Annotated in this window: 22 protein-coding genes; 5 read left to right on the plus strand and 17 right to left on the minus strand. The window is 46.4% G+C overall.

The features are described from left to right. Positions 1-3 precede the first annotated feature (3 nt). On the minus strand, positions 4-810 hold the full coding sequence (locus ACWGXJ_RS18575) for an alpha/beta fold hydrolase (RefSeq protein ID WP_452567368.1): 807 nt from the start codon (positions 808-810) through the stop codon (positions 4-6). 314 nt (positions 811-1,124) lie between these two features. On the opposite strand from ACWGXJ_RS18575, the gene ACWGXJ_RS18580 reads away from it, so the two are divergent. The 3 genes from ACWGXJ_RS18580 to ilvD all read left to right on the plus strand — a co-directional run bounded on the left by ACWGXJ_RS18580 (position 1,125) and on the right by ilvD (position 4,617). Further along, positions 1,125-2,159, plus strand: a complete 1,035-nt coding sequence (locus ACWGXJ_RS18580; RefSeq protein WP_452567369.1) for an acyltransferase family protein — start codon at positions 1,125-1,127, stop codon at positions 2,157-2,159. Between the two features lie 176 nt (positions 2,160-2,335). Beyond that, a complete protein-coding gene (locus ACWGXJ_RS18585; protein WP_023989894.1) occupies positions 2,336-2,584 on the plus strand; it encodes a KGG domain-containing protein in 249 nt (82 codons plus the stop codon). 344 nt (positions 2,585-2,928) lie between these two features. Further along, on the plus strand, positions 2,929-4,617 hold the full coding sequence (gene ilvD / locus ACWGXJ_RS18590; RefSeq protein ID WP_023989895.1) for a dihydroxy-acid dehydratase: 1,689 nt from the start codon (positions 2,929-2,931) through the stop codon (positions 4,615-4,617). Between the two features lie 81 nt (positions 4,618-4,698). On the opposite strand, the gene ACWGXJ_RS18595 is transcribed toward ilvD, so the two are convergent. Beyond that, positions 4,699-6,147 carry a polysaccharide deacetylase family protein gene (locus tag ACWGXJ_RS18595; protein WP_452567370.1) on the minus strand — a complete coding sequence of 483 codons (1,449 nt, stop codon included), beginning with the start codon at positions 6,145-6,147 and terminating at the stop codon, positions 4,699-4,701. Positions 6,148-6,324: 177 nt separating this feature from the next. Between ACWGXJ_RS18595 and ACWGXJ_RS18600 the strand changes: the two genes are divergently transcribed. Beyond that, the gene (locus ACWGXJ_RS18600; RefSeq protein WP_250266486.1) at positions 6,325-7,479 is read left to right on the plus strand and encodes an AI-2E family transporter; all 1,155 of its coding nucleotides are present in this window, start codon (positions 6,325-6,327) and stop codon (positions 7,477-7,479) included. Here the strand turns inward: ACWGXJ_RS18600 and ACWGXJ_RS18605 are convergent. From ACWGXJ_RS18605 to ACWGXJ_RS18655, 11 genes are all read right to left on the minus strand, one after another. Continuing rightward, positions 7,434-9,242, minus strand: coding sequence for a peptidoglycan D,D-transpeptidase FtsI family protein (locus tag ACWGXJ_RS18605; protein ID WP_452567371.1), 1,809 nt, complete (start codon positions 9,240-9,242; stop codon positions 7,434-7,436). The two genes, ACWGXJ_RS18600 and ACWGXJ_RS18605, sit on opposite strands and share 46 nt — an antisense overlap. A 256-nt stretch (positions 9,243-9,498) precedes the next feature. Next, the gene (locus tag ACWGXJ_RS18610; RefSeq protein WP_452567372.1) at positions 9,499-11,748 is read right to left on the minus strand and encodes a methyl-accepting chemotaxis protein; all 2,250 of its coding nucleotides are present in this window, start codon (positions 11,746-11,748) and stop codon (positions 9,499-9,501) included. Positions 11,749-11,972: 224 nt separating this feature from the next. Next, on the minus strand, positions 11,973-13,304 hold the full coding sequence (locus ACWGXJ_RS18615; RefSeq protein WP_039272863.1) for a peptidase U32 family protein: 1,332 nt from the start codon (positions 13,302-13,304) through the stop codon (positions 11,973-11,975). 37 nt (positions 13,305-13,341) lie between these two features. After that, on the minus strand, positions 13,342-14,271 hold the full coding sequence (locus ACWGXJ_RS18620) for a peptidase U32 family protein (RefSeq protein ID WP_250266489.1): 930 nt from the start codon (positions 14,269-14,271) through the stop codon (positions 13,342-13,344). A gap of 11 nt (positions 14,272-14,282) precedes the next feature. Then, complete coding sequence (gene mltG, locus ACWGXJ_RS18625) at positions 14,283-15,311, minus strand: endolytic transglycosylase MltG (protein WP_250262038.1); 1,029 nt, start codon at positions 15,309-15,311, stop codon at positions 14,283-14,285. 94 nt (positions 15,312-15,405) lie between these two features. Then, positions 15,406-15,711, minus strand: coding sequence for a DUF1292 domain-containing protein (locus ACWGXJ_RS18630; RefSeq protein ID WP_013311522.1), 306 nt, complete (start codon positions 15,709-15,711; stop codon positions 15,406-15,408). Continuing rightward, complete coding sequence (locus ACWGXJ_RS18635; protein ID WP_241113411.1) at positions 15,708-16,016, minus strand: DUF1292 domain-containing protein; 309 nt, start codon at positions 16,014-16,016, stop codon at positions 15,708-15,710. The genes ACWGXJ_RS18630 and ACWGXJ_RS18635 overlap by 4 nt, the downstream gene beginning before the upstream one ends. Positions 16,017-16,029: 13 nt before the next feature. Next, entirely contained in the window at positions 16,030-16,446 is a 417-nt protein-coding gene (ruvX, locus tag ACWGXJ_RS18640) for a Holliday junction resolvase RuvX (protein WP_061829280.1), read from the minus strand. Positions 16,447-16,455: 9 nt separating this feature from the next. Further along, the gene (locus tag ACWGXJ_RS18645; RefSeq protein ID WP_007431624.1) at positions 16,456-16,716 is read right to left on the minus strand and encodes an IreB family regulatory phosphoprotein; all 261 of its coding nucleotides are present in this window, start codon (positions 16,714-16,716) and stop codon (positions 16,456-16,458) included. A gap of 136 nt (positions 16,717-16,852) precedes the next feature. After that, entirely contained in the window at positions 16,853-19,486 is a 2,634-nt protein-coding gene (gene alaS, locus ACWGXJ_RS18650; protein WP_446675471.1) for an alanine--tRNA ligase, read from the minus strand. A gap of 351 nt (positions 19,487-19,837) precedes the next feature. Further along, complete coding sequence (locus ACWGXJ_RS18655; RefSeq protein ID WP_452567373.1) at positions 19,838-20,905, minus strand: AI-2E family transporter; 1,068 nt, start codon at positions 20,903-20,905, stop codon at positions 19,838-19,840. Positions 20,906-21,131: 226 nt separating this feature from the next. Between ACWGXJ_RS18655 and ACWGXJ_RS18660 the strand changes: the two genes are divergently transcribed. After that, complete coding sequence (locus ACWGXJ_RS18660) at positions 21,132-23,105, plus strand: methyl-accepting chemotaxis protein (RefSeq protein ID WP_452567374.1); 1,974 nt, start codon at positions 21,132-21,134, stop codon at positions 23,103-23,105. A gap of 166 nt (positions 23,106-23,271) precedes the next feature. On the opposite strand, the gene ACWGXJ_RS18665 is transcribed toward ACWGXJ_RS18660, so the two are convergent. From ACWGXJ_RS18665 to cymR, 4 genes are all read right to left on the minus strand, one after another. Further along, positions 23,272-23,484 (minus strand): hypothetical protein, encoded by a 213-nt coding sequence (locus ACWGXJ_RS18665; RefSeq protein WP_013311529.1) that lies wholly within the window; start codon positions 23,482-23,484, stop codon positions 23,272-23,274. Positions 23,485-23,494: 10 nt separating this feature from the next. Further along, complete coding sequence (locus ACWGXJ_RS18670; protein WP_013311530.1) at positions 23,495-24,016, minus strand: PRC-barrel domain-containing protein; 522 nt, start codon at positions 24,014-24,016, stop codon at positions 23,495-23,497. Between the two features lie 136 nt (positions 24,017-24,152). Further along, entirely contained in the window at positions 24,153-25,304 is a 1,152-nt protein-coding gene (locus tag ACWGXJ_RS18675; RefSeq protein ID WP_452567375.1) for a cysteine desulfurase family protein, read from the minus strand. 11 nt (positions 25,305-25,315) lie between these two features. Then, entirely contained in the window at positions 25,316-25,735 is a 420-nt protein-coding gene (cymR, locus tag ACWGXJ_RS18680; protein WP_013311532.1) for a cysteine metabolism transcriptional regulator CymR, read from the minus strand. Positions 25,736-25,859: the final 124 nt, after the last annotated feature.

Genomic DNA, 25,859 nt, shown 5'->3' on the forward strand with positions numbered 1-25,859 from the left:
CCTTTACTGATTCTTAGAAGCCACATCCACACTCTCTTTCATCCAGTCCTGTAAAGCCGTTACCGTCTGATTCCATTGCTCGGCAGCGCTAATTTTTGCAGGATTATCCCCTTTTTGGACACCATAACTGCCGAATTGGGCATGATTTCCCCCTAAGACTGTAAAATACAGCGTGTTGGCTGGTAAATAAGTTCTTCCACTTTGGACATTTTCCATCTGGACGACTCCATCATCACTTCCCAGTAGAGAAATAACGGGCAGATTTTTATCCTTTAAATTACCCTTGTTATCCGGGTAGGAGGCGAGGAAAAATACACCTTTGACCTGATCAGGATGTGCAGCTGCATATCGGGCCGCCATCACACCGCCTAACGAATGGCCTCCAATAACAAACGCTTCTTTCGGATATGCCTTTAGCACTTCATTCGCTAAATCCGGGGAGATCAATGCAAGGTTCAGTGGCATTTTTGCAATGATCACATGATGACCCTTTTCCGCCAGACGGCGTGCCAAGGGCGCATAACTTTCGGGCTTCACCAACGCCCCTGGATACAAAATGACTCCAGTTCCGCTTCTTTTTACAGGCTCAAAACCAACCCAATGTTCTTGTTCATTTACTTTCACAGCATCCGCTACTTCGGCTAATGCAGCAGCAGCCGTCTCATCAGGCTGATAAGGCGTAAATACCTTCCATGCCCCCCACCCTGCGATCAGTACAATGACAATCAGGATGCCTAAGAGAATTTTCCATATTTTCCGAGGACCACGTGTCCCATATGAATTGTATGATCTTCTTGTTCTTCTTCTCATTGTAAAAGTTCCTTTCGCCTTTTGTACCTCGAAATTCGTAATTTGAATATAAAATGTGTCGCTGTATTCATCAGCGTAACTATAGCCTTGTTAGGGTAACATCGTTGTACATACAGGGTCAAATCAGCATACATTTCCAGGTATTAGCCCATCTTTGTCCCGTGTTCAAGCTTTCGCCACATAATAAGGACATGGTAGCGCTTACTGTTGTGAAAAAAATCACAATGGTAAAGTCCAGAGTATCGTACCTTGTTCCTTGTAAAGAATTATTTTTTAAATAGTTTAGTCGGCAGAAGCCGTTCGGAGGGAAACACATGACGACAAGCCATGATGTACAAGGGGAAAGCTTCTTTTTCAATCTGCGATTTCTGTTGATCATATGCGTATTTGCAGGAAATGCTCTGGAGCCTCTAGTCGGTTCACTTCATATTGCCCAACAATGGTTCAGCTGGATATTCATGTTCCATATGCCGTTGTTTGTACTCGTAACAGGCTACTTTGCCAAATCATCTTTGACCGGACCCGCAGGCCAAAAAGTTCTGCTTCAGATCGGTATGCAATATCTTATTTTTCAATCGCTCTATTCGATCTTGGATGTTGCACTCTTCCACGTTCCCCATATCCATCATTCGTTCTTTGCTCCTTATCTGCTCCTCTGGTTCCTTGCCAGTCATATCTGTTGGAGACTGCTGATGCTGACTTTTCAGAAAATACCACCTGTCCTCCAATTGGGTATATCCGTGCTGCTGGGTATCCTTGTCGGGTATCTCCCTGTGGATGGTATATGGCTGAGCGTATGCAGAACCTTTGTTTATTTGCCTTACTTTGTAGCAGGTTATCATTTGAATTATGCGGACGTTCGACGGTTCTTCACAACACCAGTCCGCATAATCGCTGGCATTGTATCTCTTCTGCTTATGGTACTGGCGGGAACGTCGTATTTCGGCATCCCGGCAGGCTGGCTGTATGGCAATATGACTTACGGTGAATTGGGCCATACCGAATGGTACGCAGGAATTTACCGCATCGGTATTTATGGAGTTCAATGGATAGCATCGATGGCGTTTCTAAGCTTTGTTCCGGCCGTGACAGGACGTATAACTGAGATGGGAAGACGGACACTATATGTCTTTTTACTCCATGGCTTGATCGTCCGTACCGTTGTTGCGAAGGGAGTCTACGAATATATAGATACTCCAGTGGAAGTCATGTTGATTGTAGTGTGTGCTGCAGGTCTGTGCTGTATGTTGACCATGCCTTGGGTTCGTACTGCAACAAGACCTCTGATTGAGCCACAGGTAGAATGGATGCTAAAGCCAGCTCCTTATCCTTTTAGACGGTCCGCGTAATCTTTTTATCTCTTTTTTATTTAACATTGAACACGCGACAACCCACTCACAGACGAACATGTAAGCGAGTCTACCCTCTCTTTACTCCACTTAGAGCCTGTTTCATACAGGCGTGATGTGGTAAGTAAAGGATGCGCGCAACAAAAAACAACTTTTTTATTAAGGAGTGATTTGTAATGGCACGTAATCAAAATCAGGGGAAAATGAGTCGCGAAGAAGCAGGTCGTATGGGTGGAGAAGCTACTTCCAAGAAGCACAATAAGGAATTTTATCAGGAGATTGGTAAAAAAGGCGGGGAAGCAACCGCAAACTCTCATGATAAAGAATTTTATCAGGAAATCGGCAAAAAGGGCGGCGATGCTACAGCTGAGTCGCATGACAAAAATTTCTACAGAGACATCGGTCGTAAAGGCGGCAGAAATTAAGGTGTATTGTCCTCTTCCGCCCTCCTTTAACATAAAACAAGCCTGAGCCCATCCGCTTTATTGAGGAATGGGCTCTTTCATATTTTACCTGATACGCAAACCTATCAGTATACATATTTCTAATAGAATCACATTCTAACCTCTTCTAAATGCAATATATAGACAAATAAAACTGGTCATATCTATATATTGTTGATTACAGAACACTTCTTGTACTTTTTCAAAATCTTCATATATGTAGAAAAAAGCTCACATCTATGATAGACTCTTTAGAAAACATCTGCGCTATCACGGCGTCCATTGAACGCCATACTATTTTTATACTTTGGGGGGAAACCAGCATCATGACAGCTAAGACGAAAATGCGTTCCGATATGATTAAAAAAGGCTTTGACCGCGCTCCTCACCGCAGCTTGCTGCGCGCAGCGGGTGTCAAGGAAGAAGATTTTGACAAACCGTTTATTGCGGTATGCAACTCGTATATTGATATCGTACCGGGCCACGTCCATTTGCAGGAATTTGGCAAAATTGTCAAGCAAGCCATTCGTGAGGCAGGCGGTGTACCTTTCGAGTTTAACACCATCGGTGTAGATGACGGCATTGCCATGGGGCACATCGGTATGCGTTATTCTCTGCCGAGCCGTGAAATTATAGCTGACTCTCTGGAAACTGTCGTTTCCGCTCACTGGTTTGACGGCATGGTTTGTATTCCTAACTGTGATAAAATTACCCCTGGCATGATGATGGGCGCATTGCGCGTTAACATTCCAACTATTTTCGTCAGCGGCGGTCCTATGAAAGCTGGTAAAGACAAGAACGGACGCTCTATTTCCCTGACCTCCGTCTTTGAAGGCGTAGGTGCATATCAGGCTGGTAAAATCGACGATCAAAGCTTGCTTGAATTAGAACAATATGGCTGTCCGACATGTGGCTCCTGTTCAGGGATGTTCACAGCGAATTCCATGAACTGTCTCGCAGAAGCGATGGGTCTGGCTATGCCGGGTAACGGCACCATTCTCGCAGTAGCAGAAGAACGTAAAGAATTCGTTAAACAATCTGCACGCCAATTGATGGAATTGATTAAGCTGGATCTTAAACCACGTGATATCGTGACTAAAGAAGCTATTGATAATGCATTTGCATTGGATATGGCAATGGGCGGTTCCACGAATACCGTATTGCATACATTGGCACTTGCCCATGAAGCAGAAGTTGACTACCCTATCGAACGTATTAATGAAGTCGCAAACCGCGTACCTCATTTGTCCAAATTGGCACCTGCTTCCGACTATCATATTGAGGATGTTCATAATGCAGGCGGCGTAAGCGCAGTGCTGAATGAATTGTTGAAGAAACCGGGCGCACTGCATGGTGACTGTATTACTGTAACCGGAAAAACCATTCGTGAAAATGTAGAGGGTCAGGAAATTCTGGACACTAACGTTATCCATAAACTGGACAACCCGTATTCCGAACGTGGCGGTCTGGCTGTATTATTCGGTAATCTGGCACCGCAAGGCTCCATTATCAAAGTCGGTGCAGTTGATCCTTCGGTTGGTGGTTATCACAAAGGTCCTGCTATCTGCTTTGATTCACAGGAAGATGCACTGGCAGGTATCGCCAACGGTAAAATTAATGAAGGACACGTTGTTGTTATCCGTTATGAAGGTCCAAAGGGCGGACCTGGTATGCCTGAAATGCTCGCTCCAACTTCACAAATCGTGGGCATGGGGCTTGGTGCCAAGGTGGGTCTGATTACAGACGGACGCTTCTCAGGTGCTTCCCGTGGTATCTCCATCGGTCATATTTCCCCCGAAGCCGCAGAAGGCGGACCTATCGCTTTTGTTGAGGACGGCGATATCATTGAGCTGGACTTGAACAATCGTAAGATTGAGCTCCACATTACGGACGAAGAATTCGAACGTCGTCGCGCCAACTGGAAAGGCTTTGAGCCGAAGGTGAAAACGGGTTACCTGGCACGTTATTCCAAGCTGGTGACGAACGCAAGTAACGGCGGAATTATGAAAATCTAAAGCTTTGCTAAGATATGCTTTATGAACGGCTAAAAAGCCTCCCGACCCCTAACAAAGGATCGAGAGGCTTTTTTTATTAGGTCAATTGCTTGATCCTGTATCCGCTGCTTGTGAAGCCCTGACTGATGTCTGAACAGGATTAGCCTCTTCGGTCATTTCGCTGTTGAGTATATGGACATCATCTCTCTGAGCTGTTTGCTCAAGAGCTTCGTCTGAGCAGTGTAAGTCTCCCAGATGAAAACGGTCAAACAAGGTATCCATTGGCATCACGATCAGTTTCGGTACCATTACATCTTTTTTTTCACTCAATTGCTCTGAACCCGAAGGATGAATAACACGAAATAACAGCTTTAGATATACAGTGGACACATGCTTGAACAGTCCTTTGGGAAGCTCCCGAACTTGAAATCCCAACTTCTCTGGTCCCCGATGAATCATACTTACTGCATAGATCGCCTTTACACCCTTCATTTCAGAATCATGTACAATGCGTTGGGCCAGATCAGGAAGTTGTTTTTTCACAATCCGAATCAATTGAATAGCTAGATGTACCATCGACTTTGCCGTCGACCCCAATTGAAATAACTTTTTATTATCAAAATGAAGCTCGATTACCGGGTCCCCTTTTTCTAGCCACCTGCTGTTCTCCATATTTACATTTGGCCCATGATAGATACGGCGACGATAATAAAAGATCGTATCCTCCTGACTTACGGGACGAAGACGAAACAAAACATGGAATAGCCGCTCATACTGGAGCCATCCACATACCAGCGTTCTTTTTGACCAGCTCGTACTGAACATCTCGGAGGCAGTAGGTTGATTGACAGACTGACGGCAAAACAATGTATCCACCCGTACGCTGCGCAATTGTCGTTCTTGGGCGACCCTCAGCAGCTTCTCCAGTGCGATTAGCATATTCTGGGGCGCTTCCGCGTCTGCCCCCAATGTCGTACCACAGTCATGGAGCAGCATCACCTCGCCCCCCCTTAGCTTTTTTAGCATTCTCTCCGCCAATTGTTTCGCTCCAATGCTTGCCTTCCAATCTCCGAACATGGAGGACCATAATACGATTCGACGACCATGGGTGTTGGAAATATCAAAAAAGTTCACTATCCCCCAAGGTGGGCGATAAAAGGTCGTTCCCTCGCCAGTTACTCGACGAATGACTGACTCTGTCTGGGCAATTTGTCTTCTGACCGTAACAGGCCGCATCAGCCAATTCGATTTGTGCACATAATTATGAATACCGATCAGATGACCTTCATCATGCATGCGTTTCAGAAGTTCAGGGTATTTTTCTGCATTCATCCCAACAACAAAAAAAGTAGCCTTGGCATCAAAACGCTTCAGTAAATCAAGCAGCTGTGATGTATACACTGGATCAGGACCATCATCAAAGGTGAGCGCATATTCTTGCTCACTTTTGCCGCGCCTGAACACTCGGAAGCCAAATATACGACTAACCAGCGCCGGAATAAAAGCATAAAAAGTTGAAATGTAAAACATCCATAACAGCAAAGTCTGCACGTTTTATCCCCACTTTTCTATTCTGAACTCCCAAGCAGGCTTCCTGAGGAAAACTCACTTACTTATATGTTAGCATAAAGACGTAAGCATGCCGAGATTCACTATTGTATATGGTCAGCATTGAGGTCCAATTTAGTGTACAATAAGTAAAAATCTTAAAGGAGTCGTTGTATACATATGCTTCCATTGTACAAAAAATATTGGCGTACCGTTTTTGATATCGGACTGATCGTATTAACCGTGTATTTAATTATGTTCGTATCCAGCAAACTCTATCAACTTGCCGCACCTGTGTTCCTTTCGTTTGTCGTGTTCTGGTGCATTGAACCTGCCGCTCGTTATTTTCATCGCAAGGGAATGAAGAAGCCCTTCGCCTCTGCGCTCTCCGTATTGCTGTTTATCATCCTTTTACTTGCTATTTTTTTCGGATTGGGCCTGATTCTGGTTACGCAATTTACGAAAGTCGCGCAAAACCTCCCACATTATACGCAGATTATCCAAACGGAATTCACGCGGTATCTTCATCTTTCTCAAGATAAAATTGCTGCTTTACCTCCGGGTGTTACCGAACGTGTAAATGATTATTTTGCGACTGCCACCACCATTGCTACGAAATGGGCACAGCTAGGGTTATCCTTTTTCATACAATTCCTCAGCTCTTTCACTGTTTTTATGGGCAACTTTGCGGTTGCGATCATTTTAGCGTTCTTTTTAAGTATGGAAATTAATCTTTGGAAGGGAATTGCCCGTAGTAAAACACCCAAGACACTAAAAACGGCTTACCTTTTTCTGAAAAATCACGTACTAAAAGCTATCTCCGCCTTTCTCAAAGCTCAAGCTCTATTGGTAGGGATTACCTTTGTTCTCGTATTTATAGGTTTACTCATTTTGCAAGTGGATAATGCCCTATCGTTGGCGCTCGTGGCAGCTTTGTTTGATATCCTGCCCTTGTTGGGTGTGCCTGTTATTTTTATTCCGTGGGCAGTGTATTTGTTCATCACAGGCAATACTGGCCTGGCTGTAGGGTTGCTTATTGTCATGGCTGTCACGGTTATCGTCCGCCAGCTGGCAGAGCCTAAAATTACTGGTAACTCCATCGGTGTTTCATCTGCCTATCTGATGCTTTCCTTTGCCATTATATCGTTATCCATCTTCGGATTGGCCGGATTAATCCTGTCCCCCATTCTGATCATTTTGCTCAAGGAATTGTGGCAGCAAGGTTATCTGCAACAATGGATTCGGTTTCCGACAGAGGAATTTGATGAGCCTCCGTTTATCGTCAAAATTCAGGAGGAAGATCGTGTAGCTACTCGTGGAACTGAGGAAGATTGAGCTAACAGATCCATTACTTGACCGAACAGTGCTGTAGCTTGATTTGTAGAATGTGTTGAAGCATTTTGCACAAGGACGGCGACCGCATAACGAGGCCGCTCTATCGGACCATACCCTATAAACCACTGGTGATTAATAGGGTGACCGCTCTTCAAAGCTTGGGCGGTACCCGATTTGCCGGCCAGATTCCATGATTTATTACGCAAGGAGGCACCCGTCCCCTGTGTCACAACCTTTTCCATTGCTTCACGAAGCATGCGAGCCGTCGATGTGTGAATCGAGCGACTACCCTCGGATGAAGGTACAGCATGAGTAGGTAGTTCCAGTAAGGTGTTTCCGTCTGCGTAGCTAATGCGTTTGACAATGCGTGGTGCATGTACTTGACCATCGTGCAGCAAGGTGACGATGAGATTAGCAGCTTGGAGAGGCGTTACCAGCACATCGCGCTGACCGATAGCTGTCTGTACACGTACGCCCGGATCAGACGCGTTTGTATGGGAGCCGAATACGGCTCCCTTTTCTTCGTGATCCAGTGGTCTGAATTGAGGTAGCCCCGCAAGATTCCGCTCCTGCCAGCCCACAGTTCGGCCCAATCCCAGTGCAGAGGCTGTGGCCTGAATTTGCTCAGAATTAAGCCGTTCACCGAGATGAGCGAACACACTATTACAGGATACGGCAAGCCCTTCCTCCAGGTTCAGGGTACCGTGTCCTTCTTTTTTCCAGCAAGCCAAACCGTACTTGCCATAAGTTCCATGACAATGGAATTGTTCCTGCGGTTGGACAACACCTGATTCAAGTGCAGCAGCAGCCGTAACCAACTTAAAAATGGAACCAGGCGTTATCGCCTTAAGTGCACGATTAGACCAGTCTGTTTTTTGCTGGGGATCAACATGACCGGGATTATAAAAAGGGCGAGACACCATCGCCAGTACATCCGCGTTGCCTGCATCGAGCACTACCACGGCCCCTTCTGCCAAATGACTAGATTCCGTCAGCTTTTCAATCTGTTCCTGTATAGGTAGATCAATTGTAGTCTGTACCTGTAATGGATAGTGACCATTGGATGGAGCACTGACACGCAGCGGTACATGAGTCAATGGACGACGCTGCGCATCTACAAATCGGGAGACGAACGTTTCACCGACGCCGCTCAGCAGCGGCTCCAACGTTCTTTCCAGCCCGGCTGCCCCCATCGGCAGTTCACTCGCTCGGTCGGCACGTTCATACAGAAAGCCAAGCCATTGCCTGCCATTGGGCAAATCCCTGTAACGTTTCGCATAAGGTACAAGCTCAATAAGCGAAGGGGCTAGCTTCAGCAGCTTGCCTGCTTCATGCGGATTGATTTGTACGGGCTCTCCGCCCCCATCACGCCATATGAGCGGGGATTGCAGTCCTTTCCAGCGTGTCAGTAGTTGATTCTTGTTCGTACGCAGTAGCTTAGCCAGTTCTTCGCCATGTATAGCCGCTTTGCCATCTACATCGGGAAAAAGCACTGGCGCCCATACGACTCCGCCAGTCAAGGGTTGCCCATGCCGGTCCGTAAACTGTCCACGTCCAGAGTCGATAGAAATGCCCTCCTGTCGCTGACGTGCTGACATTTCCTTAAGCGAATGCCCTCCATAAACAGACATATGAATGCCCGCTGTCCCCTGAATCCAAGCCAGTCGGAATAATAAAATCAGCAGTAGCGCCATCACCCCCAAGGCCATATATGCAATTCGACGTTTTCGTATGAAACTGCTACCACGCCTCGGCACATCCATCCTTCTTTCATCATTTTTCCAGTAGTATGTCCTGTAGTTGAAAAAGAAAACCCACTCAACTTTTAACGTGAATGGGTTTCCGAATTTAATAAAAAACCGTAATAAAAATAGTAATGGCCAGCACAACCCAAGCTACCTTTGTGTTTGTATTCATCTTTTGCTTTCCTTCGTGAGGGATTTTTAAGCACATCCACTAATAAAAAGTACAAACCCACGGAGATCAGTGACATTCCTGATTCCCATGGGTTTGTTATATCTACACCGTAAACCGCGAAAGCTGTTCCTTCAAATTCACCGATACTCCTTCCAGCTTATCCGACAAACCTACCAGTTGATTACCGATATTGGCCTGCTCAGTGCTGAGCGAAGCGACTTCCTGCGAAGTAGCCGAGGATTGCTCGGCCACCGCACTTACATTGGTCATTGCCTCGGACAAAGTGGTCTGCGATTCACTCAGATGATGAATGGAGGCGGTAACCGTTCCCAATCGTAGCGCGAACTCTCCCATTTGCTGCTGCACCGATTGAAAAATGTCCGTTGTTTCCTGCACGGCTCCCATCTGTTCCCGGAACAGCGGGTACACCTCAGATAATGCCTGTACCGTTTCATTCATTTCATTGACGATGTTGTTAGTAATGCCTGTAGCCGTACGAATAGCTTGACGTGATTGTTCAGCCAACTGCCGAACTTCATTAGCTACCACCATAAAACCACGCCCCGCCGTCCCCGCTCGTGCCGCTTCAATCGTCGCATTCAGTGATAGAATATTCGTTTGTTTCGCAATATCCTGTAGTACGTCCAGCACCTTAAATACATCCGAAGTTGTCTGCTTCAGTTCATCTACTTTGCCCACCAGAGCATGTGTAGTTTCTTCCGTAACCCGAGTCTTGCCCAATAGATTTTTCAGCTGAATGGTCCCTTTTTCACTGGATTGTTCAACTTCTTGTGCGACCAGACTCATTTCATAATTGGAAGCCATCACCGTATCCATTTGCTGAGATATATTCCCGGTTAGTCCGCTGCCACGTTCAGCCTCTGTTGCCAAACTGGCGGCGCCGTGAGCAATCTCTTCCGTTGCTGCTGCAATTTCTTTGGCTGAAATGGCTGTCTTCTTCGAGGCATCGCCTAATTCTGTCGCTGTATTCAGAACTTCCTGAGCTGAGGCATTCGTCTGTTGTACCAGCAATGTAATTTGCTCCATCATCATATCAAAGCTTTCTGACAACTGCCCAATTTCATCCTGAGCCTTATAGTTCGTTCGAATTTGCAAGTTGCCTTTAGCGCCTTCGACCATTAAATCTTTCAGATGTGTCAATGGACGAGCCACGAGGCGCACGATCCACAGGCCAATGAACAATGCAATGAGTGCAGCCACTGCAGCAAATATCCAGGTTGTGGTTAGAATCCCCTTAGCGTCTCTCACCAGCTCAGATACAGGTACTACACCCACGAGAATCCACTTGGAAGTTCCCAGCGTATTATGAACCGCAAGCACACTTTGCTTTTTGCCGTCTGCTTCCTGCTCCATAATTTGATTTCCTTCGATTCCTTCAAGCTTGGAAACGTAATCCAGCTTTGTCTTCCCTCCTGTCAAGCTCTCATTGTTAGAGCCTACAAACTCGCCCTTGTCTGTCACAAGGCTAATCATACTGCCTGAGCCCAAATTAACACCTTTTAACTCGTCCTCCACCGCACTGGACTTTAAATCCATAACCAGAACATAAGTCCCTCCCAACCCGGACATGCTGTTCATGGAGCGTGCCAGACGAAAGGTCTTGCTACCATTGTCATTCACCTGCGTAGGTAGCCAAACCATTCCCTTGTTTTTCAAAATATCCTTAAACCACGCTTCCTGCCGTACATCCTTTTGAGTTCCGGTGCCCATAGCAGCTAAATTGGTTTCTTCCGGGTACAAGTACATTGAATCAATCGCTTTATTCGTAAAAGCAAGATTCGTTAGCTTCTTATTCACTTCGCCCATAGCAACAAAAGATGCAAAGGGATTTTTATCTTGCTTTACTGCCTTTTGCAACTGATCACTTAATTCAGTATCGAAAAATACCTGTGTCGATGTGTCTTGAAAGCGCTCTAGAATAATATCAAGCTTTTCTGAAGTTTGCTGGACGGTCTGCTGATAAGCCGTAGCTGCATTTTGCTCAATCGTACTTTTAGCCTTGTAGTATGAGAGCATCCCCAAGCTAACCACAAATAACATAATTGCCGCAAAAAAGATCAGAAACAACTTCATTCCAACCGAACGTATCGGATTATAGTTTTTGACCAAATGCATGAAATCTTTACTGTACCTTTCCGGCTTAAGTAAACGCTTTAAATTGTGTGTACCTTTACGAGTCGCTTTAGCTACCCAGGGGGCAACCTTCGAAGACACCGCACCCGTTTGTTCCCCTTTTTCCATGGTCACTTTACTGCCTTTCAAACCCTGCATTTGATCCGTTTTCTTGGGTTGCCTTTTTACTGTATTCCCCTCTTTTTTCCGTAAACCCATTCCTCTCACCTGCCACCATATAATTAGTTTCTAATTCCACGTTATCCATTATGTATCTATTATCTATATAACTTCTATCGGAACTATTCGACAAGGAATGTAGCTTTCCTTTGAGTATCAACTAAATTTTGTGAAACTTTTTTCCTATAAAACTATTCAAAAAAAAGCCTCTCCAACCGATAGGAGAGGCTTTTGAATCTTTTAACCTGTGACTTAAGGCTTATTTACTTCTTTTTACGCATCATATCAAAATACGATACGGGTTGATCTACCTTCATTCTAATCCGTTGAAGCGGGTGACGAGCAGCATCCAATTCGTTGCCTTCTTCATCCCAGATCGTTCCGACCGTTTGTTTAAAGAATGTTCCGTTCGGGCCGAAAAATTCAATTTCATGACCGGGTTTAAAATGGTTCCGTTGTTGAATAGTTGCGATGCCACTCGCGGCATCGTAGTCCATGACCAGTCCAGCAAAATCATAAGGGACTGCTTTTTCTTCCGGCTCATAAATATGATCCTCATGATCCGGTGTATCGTAGAAAAATCCTGTATTCAGCGGGCGATTGGCTGCCTTGTTAATTTCTTCAATCCATTCTGGTTTGAGCACATAATTTTCAGGATCAGCCATATAGGAATCAATCGCTTGACGATAGACATTCACGACCGTAGCCACATAGTGGATAGACTTCATACGTCCCTCTACTTTAAAACTGTCTACACCTACATCAATCAGATCAGGGACATTTTCAATCATACACAGATCCTTGGAACCCATAGAAAAAGCATTATCGCTTTCTTCAAACAGTGGAAGCTGGTTAACACCGAGCTGGAACTGTTTCAGTGCATTGCTGTCCTGTGCCTCTTCCTCAGATATCCAAACCTCACCTGGGCGGGCATCCTCAAATAAATCGTATTTCCAGCGGCAAGACTGACAACATCCCCCACGATTGGAATCACGGTCTGTAAAGTGATTGGACAACACGCAGCGGCCGGAAAATGAAGAGCACATCGCACCATGGACAAAAGCTTCGATTTCGATGTCCACATGCTTTTTGATTTCTTCGATTTCCTCCAGACTGGTCTCACGACCCAGTACTACACGCGGTAGCCCCTCGTTTTTCCAAAACTTTACCGCCTGCCAGTTCAGCGTGGACTGCTGTGTACTCAAATGCACTTCTAATCCAGGAACAGCACGCAATGCCACGGATACAATAGCCGGGTCAGCGACAATAACGGCATGAATTCCTGCCTCGTACAGATTGCGCAAGTATTCCTCGATTCCGGCAATATCTTCATTGTGGGCATAGATATTGGTAGCCACAAGCACCTTAGCACCGTACTTGTTGGCAAATTCTACACCTTCTCGCATTTCTTCAAAACTGAAATTATCGGCGTTAGAACGCAGACCATATTTTTGTCCACCAATATATACAGCATCCGCGCCATAGTGAACGGCAAACTTCAGCTTTTCCAGATTTCCGGCAGGAGCCAACAGCTCCGGCTTATCCAGACGATTCCGTTTACCTATATATTTTCTCGTTTTGGTTATCGTCCCCATGACGTTCCCCCCTCTGTGAATTCAATTCATTTTAAAATTAATAAACCTGCTCTTTATAGAAAAATCCGAAGGAAAGTTCCCGTTCTGGATCTTGAAGACGGCGAACTTCATCCAGCCAGCTTTCATCATAAGCATAAGCATCCGGATCAGCTGTATAAGTATCTATTGCTTTACGATAAGCACGAACAACCGCCTCATTGTAAGCCGTAGGTTTCAATAAGCCCTCGATCTTAAAGCTATGCACGCCCGCCTCCATTAGAATATGCAGGTCCTCCATGATGCAAAAATCATCTGAACTCATAATATGTGTCCCATTAATATCCTCGTAGATGGGGAACTTTTCTTCCTTCCTCTCTGCTTCAATCAGAAACAAGCCGCGCCCTCTGCCCAAATCGCCCTCTACATTACGTCCCTGGTGCAGCATATAACTTTGAACAAGCTTACGCTTGGAATGATAAATATTGGTCATACCATGTACCTGAACCTGTGCTTCTATGTTCAACTTTGGTATCATTTCGGTAATTTCATCCATACTGAGCTCACGAGCCAAAATGACCCGGGAAGCCCCTTTTTCACCCCAATAGTTGGCGGTTGCGAAGTTGGTGGAGATCATCTCACCGTTCCAGAACAGCTTAAGATGCGGAGCATACTCCTTCACGGCCATGAGCACTGCGGGATCATTAAACTCAATGGCATCAATGCCGCATCCAGCTAGGGTCTGCACATATTCGGGAAGGAGCGGCAATAGCTCGTTCGTCATCAAATTCGTCATGGATACATATACCTGTGCCGTATGCTTGCGTGCCTCTTCCACCACTTCACGGATTTGGTCAGGGGTAAAATGTCCCGGCAGCCGCATTCCAAAGCGGTCATCTCCAATAAGTAATGCAGTAGCTCCAGCCTCCAGCATATGGAGGGCATCCTCCGGAGAGCTGGCAGTTGCCAGTAGTTCGGGTTTGTAAGCCATAGGCTCACCTCCTAATTTGTCTTACGGTTACTTACCTGAATGTTATGCAAATGTTCTTTATACGTTTTGGCAAACAAATGTTCATGTGTCCCATCTTTTTTGGTCACATAAAATAAATAATCTGTAGCTTTTGGCTGTAAAGCCGCTATCACTGAGTTTAGACTGGGACTTGCAATCGGCCCTGGCGGAAGTCCCAGATGCAAATACGTATTATAAGGGCTTTCCACAGCCAAATCCTTGTAATACAGCCGTTCTTTTTGCTTGTCCAGCATATATTGAACCGTTGCATCAATTTCCAGCTTCTTCCCCTGTTTGAGCCGGTTATAAATGACGCCAGCTACTACAGACCGCTCATCTTCCACAACCACTTCGCGCTCTACGAGAGAAGCAACTGTCAGCAGTTGATGCAGCGTTTCATCCCGCTGTTTCAGCTTGGCATCCAAATCGGAAACAGTTTCCAACCGCTTTTGTGTCTGTTCTAGCATCACCTGTATAATATCTTTGGCCGTACTACCCTTTTTCAGCTCATAGGTTTCCGGGAAAAGATAGCCCTCCAGCGCATAGCGAAGCCCCGCCTGCTTTGGAATGTCCCGCACTAGCGCGACGTCAAAAGCGGACGGATCGTTGGCCAGCTGCAAAAATTGCTGCCGATCTGCCAATCCTTCCTTTTGCAGCTTATCAGCCATCTGTCTAATCGTAAAACCTTCTGGGATTGTAAAACGAATCATTTCCTCTTTGACAACATCTCCAGCCGATAACTTAGTAATCAACTGGTCAAAGGTTGCGCCAGGCTGCGCCTCATATTTTCCGGCCTGAAATGCGCTTCCTTGCTGTTTGAATTTCACATAAGCCTTAAACACGAACGCATTACGTATAAGTCCCTTCTGCTCCAGCGTATCTGCAATTGCCGATGTTCCTGTTCCCTGCACCACCGTAAAAGCAACGGGTTGTGTTTGGGGCTGAACAGGCTGCATGGCATTCCAAATATAGAGGGTTGCCCCTCCTGCTATAATGATAAGCAGTAGAAACAACGTAAACATCCTCGTCCTTCGCTTCACATCCACCCAACTCCTTCACAGCCAAAAAGGGCGGACTGGTCCGCCCTTTCAGGTTTGATCTCATCGCTATCCAGACTTACAGTTCTTCCGGTAACGTACATTCATCGTACAGTTCGGAAATATCTTCCCACTCATCATCATCTTCAATGGTGGTGATGGAGATTTCGCCGTCTGTGGATGAGCTTACATGGTATAGTTCATGTTCGCCAACAGCAGCCCCAGGTCTACGCAATACAGCGTACCGTTGTTCACCTACCTTGAACTCTGCTTCCAATTCCATGCGAATTGCATGGCCCTGTTCATCCTGTAACTCTACATCGCCGTCGAACGTTTCCTTCAAATCAGAGGTCCAACTCAGGTCTTCACGTGAATAGCTCGTCATTTCCCGTCTTCCTCTTCCTCTTCCTCTTCTTCTACAAATGTATTAAAGGTCTCTTCGACGATTTCCCATTCGGCATCGTCTTGGATCACAAACAATTTAATATCATCGCCTTCTTCCTCGTAACGGAAGGCGTACACATCGGACTCATCAGCTTCAGGGTCCACTGGCGCAACCATCATGTACTTCGCTTCGGAACCATCTACCTCAAACTTCATAATGACCTCGAACTCTTCCTCGTTGCCCTCGTCATCGGCAATATAAATAATTTCCGGCTCTTCTTCCATACCCACTTGATTTTCAGCCATTACGAAATCCCCCTCACCTTGTACTGTGTGCGTCCAAATAGTTTTGCAAGATCAGGCTTGCGGCCAGTTTATCTACCACCTGCTTGCGTTTTTTTCGGCTGACGTCGGCCTCCAGAAGCGCACGCTCCGCCGAACGCGTCGTCAGCCGTTCATCCCAAAGGTGAACGGGTAAACCCAGTAACTCCTTGAGTCGGTTCGCAAACTCGATGCAAATCTCACCGCGTGGACCCACGGTTCCGTTCATGTTTTTCGGCAAGCCTACAACAACCTCGCCGACCTCATTGTCACGAACCAAATTTGCAATTTTACCGAACTCGCTGTCGTCACCGCGTCGTTCTATGACTTCCAATCCTTGGGCGGTCCAGCCGAAGGCATCACTTACGGCGACCCCAATTCGGCGATCCCCGTAATCCAATCCCATTACTTTCATGCCTGTCTCCTAACGGTGCTTGGCGAGATAGAAACGAACCAATTCTTCAATCAACTCATCGCGCTCTTTTTTACGTACCAGGCTTCTGGCATTATTATGCCGTGGCACATAAGCCGGATCACCGGATAGCAAATAGCCGACGATTTGATTGATCGGATTGTATTCTTTTTCCACCAGCGCATCATATACGGTCAACAAAATCTCCTGAGCAGAAGCTTCCTTCTCATCTGCCTTGACATTAAATTTGACCGTTTTGTCCATGGAATCCATTGTTGACACCTCGCTTCCACAAAACATGTGTACATGTTTATGCCAGCTTATTCTTTTACATCATACCATAAGCAAAGCCCTACAAGGAAATATCTAAGCCCGTTTTTTCCCAAAAATCCGCAAAAATTATCGAACTTTATCCTTGTGAGGCTGCCGACACCAGTTCATGCGCACGTTGAAGTGCTTCGTCCAGCTTGCTGGCATCCTTACCACCGGCTTGCGCCATGTCAGGTCGTCCGCCACCACCGCCACCGCATACGGCAGCAATTTCTTTCACGAGCTTGCCTGCATGAAGTCCAGCCTTGGTATGCTCTGCCGGAACTGCTACGACAAAATTAACTTTGTCGTCCATTGCAGCGCCGAGCACCAATACAGCAGCCGGAAGTTTCCCTTTCAGTTCATCAGCAATCGCACGCAACGCATCCATGCTGGAAGCCTGCACGCGTGCAGCCAACAGCTGCACCCCGCCTGCTTGCACGACCTGATCGGTCAGCTGGCCTGCCTCAATAACGCTCAGCTTGCTTTGCAGCGATTCATTTTCACGACTGAGGTCTTTAATTTGTTGCTGCAAAGATTCGATACGCTTAGGTACCTCAGACAGCTTGGATTTTACAAGCCCAGCCGACACCTTCAACAGCTCTAATTGACCTTCCATATATTCAAAGCCAAAACGTCCGGTCACCGCTTCAATACGACGTACACCTGATCCAATGCCGCTCTCGCTGACAAGCTTGAACAAGCCAATTTGCGAAGTATTGCTGACATGACAGCCACCGCATAGTTCAATGCTATAATCGCCTACCTTAACGACCCGTACGATATCTCCATACTTTTCACCGAACAGCGCCATTGCTCCGAGAGCCTTGGCTTCATCAATCGGTTTCAGTTCAATATTAACGTCGAGTTGGCTCCAGATGGCACGGTTTACACGCAGTTCAATATCCGCCAGCTCTTCTGGTGTAATGCTTCCAAAATGGGAGAAGTCAAAACGCAGACGCCCAGGCTCTACCAAAGAACCCGCCTGATTGACATGGTCACCCAGTACCTCTTTAAGCGCTTTGTGAAGCAAATGTGTAGCCGTATGGTTTTTCTCAATTTCTCCACGTGAAGCTTGATCTACTTCTGCTTTCACCGTATCGCCAACGTTCAGCTCACCGGCTTCTACAACAACCTGATGCACATGCTGACCTTGTGGCGCCTTAAACAGCCCTTCGACCTTCGCGGTTACCGTACCTCCACGCAGCAAGCCTTGGTCACTGACTTGTCCTCCGCTTTCGGCATAGAAAGGAGTCACATCCAGCACGACCTGACAAGACTGCCCTTCACTAACACTGTCCACCAGTGCATCTTCATATACAATCGCCACAATTTTAGACTCAGTTATGAGGTCATTATATCCAACAAATTCACTTTTAACCGCCAGATCGGACAAAGCTCCGCCCTGAATCTTCATGCTGGCGCTGTCCTGATGAGCATCACGGGCACGTTTGCGTTGCTCCTGCATCGCTTCATCAAAACCTTCACGGTCTACTTTCAAGCCTTGCTCGTCCGCATAATCCTCTGTGAGATCGAACGGGAACCCGTACGTATCATACAGTTTGAAGGCATCTGCTCCGCTAATGACATTGCGACCTTCGGCTTTCGCCTGAGCACTGATATCGGACAAAATGGCCAATCCATCTGTCAGTGTTTCATGGAAGCGTTCCTCTTCCGTTTTGATCACTTTGATGATGAAATCACGCTTGTCCACTACCTCAGGGTAATACACACCCATGACATCCCCAACGGTTTCCACCAGCTCAAACATAAATGGACGGTTCATGCCGAGCATTTTTCCATAGCGCACAGCCCGACGCAGCAAACGGCGGATCACGTAACCCCGTCCTTCATTAGAAGGCAGCACACCGTCACCAATTGCAAAAGCTACGGTGCGGACATGGTCAGCAATAACCTTTAGAGCCACATCACTGTCCACATTTTCGTTATATTTGACTCCTGCCATCGCCGCTGTTTTTTGGATTATTGGCTGGAAGATATCCGTATCAAAGTTGGAATCCACATTTTGCAAAATGGATGCAAAACGCTCTAATCCAGCCCCTGTATCAATATTTTTGTTTGGAAGCGGCGTATAGCTGCCGTCTTTGTTATGGTTGAATTGTGAGAATACGAGGTTCCACACTTCCAGATAACGCTCATTTTCTCCCCCTGGATACATTTCAGGGTCCGTCATGTCGCTGCCGTAGGCTTCGCCACGATCATAAAAGATTTCCGTACAAGGTCCACAAGGGCCTTCACCGATATCCCAGAAGTTATCTTCCAGTTTGATGATACGTTCGGCAGGAAGTCCAACTTTTTCGTTCCACAGCTTGTACGCTTCCTCATCCTCAGGATACACAGTTACAGCCAGACGTTCCGGATCAAAACCAATCCATTTCGGGTCCGTCAGAAACTCCCATGCCCATGTAATGACTTCTTCCTTAAAATAGTCACCAATGGAAAAGTTGCCGAGCATTTCGAAAAAAGTATGATGACGGCGCGTTTTACCGACATTCTCAATGTCGTTCGTCCGGATACATTTTTGCGAATTAGCAATACGTGGATTCTCCGGCTTCACACGTCCGTCAAAATAAGGCTTAAGCGGCGCCATACCCGCATTAATCCACAGCAGGGAAGGATCTTTATGTGGAACAAGCGGTGCGCTTGGTTCAATCACATGTCCCTTGCTTTCAAAAAACTCCAGCCATTTGGAGCGGATTTCACTAGCTTTCATATAAGTAGCCTCCTAATTATGGTGTCACTGGTTCCTGGCACTGGCCATAAAAAAACAGAAAAACGCCCCTGAACGGATCAGGGACGATTGTATCGCGGTACCACCCTGGTTAACGCCGTCCCCTCTGTACGAAATGCCCATGCGCAAGCTGCACACCAACATTTGCTTAACGGACGATCGATCGCCTTGTTTTCACTGGTAACGGGAGCATCCCGGCGGGTTCAGCCCGCACTTCGAAATGAGCTTTCCCTACTGGATAAACACATTTAAACATACTCAATTCAGTATATCCGTGTCATTTAGCCGTGTCAACGCGATTTCAGACAAGATACATACGGTGTATGGACAAAATCAGATTGTTTTCCGCTTCACATAATAAGCAAAAAAATGCTGAAGTCCTACCTTTAAAACCGCCATCACGGGAACCGCTAAAATCAAGCCGGTAATTCCCGCAATTTCCCCACCCACTAGCAGAGCGAAAATAATGGCTATCGGATGCAGATGCAACGTTCGTCCCACCACCTGGGGAGAGATGACATTACTCTCCAACACTTGAATACAAGTGTTAACGACCACGACAAAAAGCACCATTTTGAAGGATATTGTAGAAGCCATGATTACTGCCGGAGCGGCTCCCAAAAAGGGCCCCAAATATGGAACGATGTTAAAAACCGCCACCACTCCTGCCAGCAACAGCGCATAAGGCATGCCAATCAGCATATATCCGAGATAAGCCAGCACGCCAATAATGACGCATACCAGTAATTGTCCCCTGACATAGTTGCCAAGCGCCTGATCAATTTCCTTAAGTACCGTTACAATCGCCTTACGACGAGAACGTGGGAGGTAAGACACAATCGTCCGCTCGAACACATCAAAATCTTTCAAAATATAAAAAATGAGGAACGGTACAATGAATACATTGAACAGCATGTTGATCATCCCGCCGATGTTATCCATAAAGGTAGAAATTCCTGTTGCCATCCGATTCTCTAGTTGGAAAAACCATTGATTCATACCCGTTCGCACCCCTTGGGGCAAAATGCCGCTATCCATATTCGTCATTAATCCCTGTGCATGCATGGTCAGCTCAGGCAGATGCTCATTCAGCTCATCCAGTTGTTCAATGAACATCGGAATCAGGTTCATCAGAATCACAACGAGACTGGCCAAAAATACAGCATAGATGAGCAGCACAGCTACGCTTCGAGGCACCTTGCGACCGCCCAGCATACTGACAACGGGATTAAGTACATAGGAGATGATCATCGCTATCGCAAACGGGGCAATGATTGTTTTCAGAAATTCATACAAATGCAAAAACAAAGGTCGCAGCAGCCAGATAAAATATAGAATGACAAGTCCCAGCAGCGTCCATATTCCATATCGGAACAGTCTACTTTTCGTTAATTGCTCCATTTCGTGCCTCCTTACCGGACTAGCCTCCTTTAAGTATATGCCTGTACCTCTGCTTTAATCCTTCACCTGACTCTGGAGGCCTTAACTTGGAAAAACTTTCTATAATGATTATGAAGAAAGAATGAAAACAATTGAAAATGATTAACAAATTCAAATCTATCTGACGATATAAGTACAAAGCACTATATTAAGCTTTCACATTTCTGAAACACCGGGGGGTCGTTACATGAACTTAAAAATCAAGCTAATTCTCCTTTTCACTTGCATTGTTATCGTTGCAGCGGGGCCTTTGTCCGTCATTAGCATGACAAGCGTTAAAAATCAGGCCAACCATGATATCCAAGAGCTTATGAACAGCAAAGCCTCCGAAACCGTCAATCAGCTCGACGGATGGATAGGTGGTAACGCCAAAATTATTGAAACATTGGCTGCAGGCCTGGAATCCAGCGATATTTCATCAGATGCCAAAGCCGTATCTCTGAAAGCAGCCTTTCAAAACTATAAAGATCAAAATATTTCCAATATTTACGCAGGCTTTGAAGATGGGGCCTACTGGGATGGATCTGGCTGGTTTGAAGCAGGTTATGATCCTCGCGCTCGGCCGTGGTACAAGGATGCCAAAACCAAGGGGGAAATGTATTACTCGTCCCCATACATTGATGCAGGTAGCAAGGACTTTACCATTTCCATTGCTAAGCCTCTTAAGGATTCCAACGATTCTATCACCGGGGTAGTCAGCGAAGATATTATGCTCAACGATATGACAAAAATGATTCAAAGCATAAACCTGAACGGATTGGGCTACGCATTTCTGATTGACCAAAATGGAGCCGTGATCGCGCACCCAGACAACAAGCTGGCTGGCAAAAACCTCAAGGACACCCCCGAGTTGGGCTCATCAACCGCGGACCTGCTGAGCGCAGCTTCGGGAAGAACAGACTATAGCTACAATGGAAGTGACCGTCAGCTTTATTTTAAAAAGATGCCTAGCACAGGCTGGATTGTAGGGTTGTCTATTTCCAAAGAAATTGCTTTTCAGGAGTATTACTCCACTCGTAATACGTTGATTATTACGGTTGCTATCATCTTGGTCGTCGCTATGCTGCTGGCAATCTGGGCGGCAAACAACTTTATTAAGCCGATTCGCAGACTCCAAGCGAATGTCAAACGTATAGCTGAAGGTGATATGACCGCTCGCGTAGATGTTAAGGGTAAAGATGAAATTGCCAGCCTGGGAACAGATTTTAATATCATGTCTGATAATCTCTCTCACCTGTTGCGCAAGGTATCAGATACTGCTGGTGATGTCAGCTCAGCCTCCCATGATATGCATCAACACGCCAAAGATACTGGAACCATCGCGTCACAAATCTCCAGTGCAGTTCAGGAGCTTGCCCATGGAGCGAGCGATCAAGCTGAGGCTGTATATTCCGGCTCTGAGAAGCTGACTCACATGACAGGCTCCATCGACCAGATTGGCGAAAGTGTCAAACGGACCCAAACTGCCGTATTTGAAACAGATTCTGCCGTGCTTGCAGGGTATGAAACAGCAGAACGCCAAGCGAAACTGGCCGCCGAGTCCAGACAAACGACGACTGCGGCAGGAGAAGCCGTAGATTCGCTCGCGCTGAAAACTCAGGATATTGAGCGGCTGGCCGGGGCCATCCACGATATCGCCGCACAAACAAACCTGCTGGCCCTCAATGCAACTATCGAAGCAGCACGGGCCGGGGAACACGGACGAGGTTTTGCTGTCGTCGCGGGAGAAGTGAGAAAGCTGGCTGAGCAAGCGGGCAGTTCCAGTGACAGTATCATGAGGAAGCTGGAAGAAATTAAAATTGCAGGAGTTCAAAGCGCAGAGGAAATGAAGAAAGCACTTGCTGTAACTGTAGAACAGGAGCATGCTGCCATTGCAACGAGACAGGCGTTTGAATCCATTCGTGGGGCTTCTCAGCATATGCTTGCCCAAATTGAGGACGTTACCGCCGCTGCAGATCATCTCCGTGTGAATGCTGGACATATTTCCGATGTCATTTCCAGCGTTGTCGCTGTTTCTGAACAAAGTGCAGCATCTACAGAGGAAGTGGCTTCTTCTGTACAAGAACAAGGTCATGCCATGAACAATATTGCCGACCTTTCTGCCAAACTCGATTCTCACGCTGATCTTCTATTGGAAGAGGTCAAACGCTTTAAATTGTAAAACTAACCATCTTCATAAATATGGTATACAAAAGAGGGTGCCCCAAACGGCCATATGGCTGTTCGGGGCACCCTCTTCGTTGTTTTTTATCAAGCGTTATCCAACCTACTAAGCCGTATGTAGATCACACCTCTTAGTAGCAGCCTGTCCACTTCCGGTGTCAAGCTTAGGAAGAAGCATGAATTTGCGGCAAGTCCTGTTGTGCCATCTCGTCTCCAAAGAATAGGTCGTCCAGCGAACTGAGCGTTCCATCCTCTTCCACTTGGTAGACAGACATTTTTTCACCATTCACCTGAAGTTCGATAAAGCATCCCCAGCAATAAAATTGATGGGAGCCGATTTTGCCGATATCTTTGGAATTACAATTCGGACATCTCAATAAACTCACCCTATCCATTAACAGAATATATGGCTTTTTCCAGACGCTGCTCGCTTAACGGGGGAACCATAACGGCATTTTCCCCGATGGACATATCTTCGGTGCAGGGCAGCCATTTCCGCCCTTCTATAATATCCGATACAAAACCATCGCTGATTTCCAAGCCTATTATGTTATTGCCCATTTCCTGGTCAAAATAAACATCCGAGATGTGCCCGAGCATAAGCCCTTCCTCTGTTAGCACGGATAGATCCTTCAGTTTACCGGGTCCAAGCAAGTACGTATGTTGTATATCATGGGCCTCCGTTTTACGGACAGCCTGCTGATTGCGAATCATGATCGCATCCTCACCGTAAGCAACGATGTCATCCCAAGCAACCATTTTCACGTGAGAAGAAAAAAGCCCTTTTCCTTCCAACTCGATCCCTGTGATTCGCCAATCAGCTGTCACCATAAAGTCATGTATTTTGCCAATCTGCTTCCCGTCCTCCACATCGAAAACGGCAAGTCCGATCATATCTTGAAGCTTCATATTATAGGGTACCTCCTCATTCTGCAATCCGAACGAAGGTGCGGTCATTTTCCTACATGCCTGTCAGACCTTGCTTCCGTTCATGCAATGAAATGGAAAACCGCCCCTCCCTTCTTATTAAAATGCGGAGAAATCCCTAGTACCTAGTACGTAGCCGCTTCCATATGGTTTCAATTTTCTTGGCCGTGTATTCCATTTCTTCCGTAGTATTACCCAATCCGAAGCTAAACCGAATCGCTGAATGTAAAACATCTTCAGGAAGATCCATCGCCTGCAATACATGCGATAGCTCTAGAGATCCGGAAGTACAGGCTGATCCGCTTGCTGCTGCGATTCCTTCCATGTCAAGGTTCATCAACATGGTCTCTGTACCAATGGCCGGAAAGCTAACATTGAGTACATTAAGTAAAGAATGTTCAGGATCACCGTTAATCACAAAATTTTGGCTACCCAGAGTGTCTTCCAACCCTTTAAGCAATGTCTGACGAAGAACCGTATCGTGCGCCTCACGCTCCTCAATGGAACTATTAGCAAGAGTTGCGGCTTTAGCCAGACCCGCAATACCAGCGATGTTTTCTGTTCCGGCACGCCGTTTCTTCTCCTGAAGACCCCCATGCATTAGCGGCTGAATGCGTGTACCCTGACGGATATATAATGCACCCACCCCTTGTGGTCCGTTAATCTTATGACCCGACACACTCAGTAAGTCAATCGGGAGATTGCCGCAGTCGATGGGTATGTGACCGAAAGCTTGAACCGCATCTACATGAAATACAATGCCATGTTCTCTCGCAATCTGCCCTACTTCTGAGATCGGCTGAATGACGCCCACCTCATTGTTGGCATACATCATACTGATCAAAAAAGTGTCCGGTCGAATGGCAGCCTCGATATCCGCAGGGTTCACGCGTCCAAAATCGTTGACCGGGACATAAGTCACCTCATACCCCGCTTTTTCCAGCTCATCACAAGCATGAAGCACTGCGTGATGTTCAACTGCGGTTGTAATCATATGCCCGGAAGTACGGCCGTCTGCCGTAGCCGTCCCAAACAGGGCCAGATTATCGCTTTCTGTCCCTCCGCTCGTAAATATAATTTCTTCAGGCTTGCAGCCCAAAGAGGCCGCAACGGCATCCCGAGCAGCGCTGACGGTGCGCTTGGCATCGCGACCAAAAGCATGAACGCTCGAAGCGTTGCCAAATTGGCCGGTCATGATGTCCATCATAGTCTGCGCAACCTCAGGATGCATAGGAGTCGATGCGGCATGATCCAGATAAATTCTGTTCATGTTAATCCACCTCAAATATAGAACATGTAATTGTCCAATTCATCATGTTCTTGGTATGTGATCAAGTCCTTAAGTGTAGTAGAATCCAACACTTCAGCGATGCTGTCACGAATTCGCAGCCACAGCTGACGTTTTGCCGGATCGTCTTCTTCCGTGAAATCTACCGGAGAAATCGGACCTTCCAGTACACGAATGATGTCTCCCGCTGTTACTCCTGCCGGTTCATTCGCCAAAATATAACCGCCGTAAGCACCACGGATACTTTTTACCAAACCTGCATTACGCAAAGGCGCGATGAGCTGTTCCAGATAATGCTCTGACAGCTGGTTTTTTTCGGCAATACTTTTCAAAGAAGTTGGGCCTTCGCCAAACCTGGCTGCAAGTTCCATCATAATGGTCAGGCCGTAACGGCCCTTCGTTGATATTTTCAATTGTGCCACCTCACTTATAGTAACAATTCCGTTAAACACGCGGAATAACTGGTGTTGTAAACCTCTCTATTCCGATCCTAACCCTCAGCTTATGTTAACATATTAGGGCAGGTAAAGGGAAACA

This window comes from Paenibacillus sp. S33, from assembly GCF_053615415.1.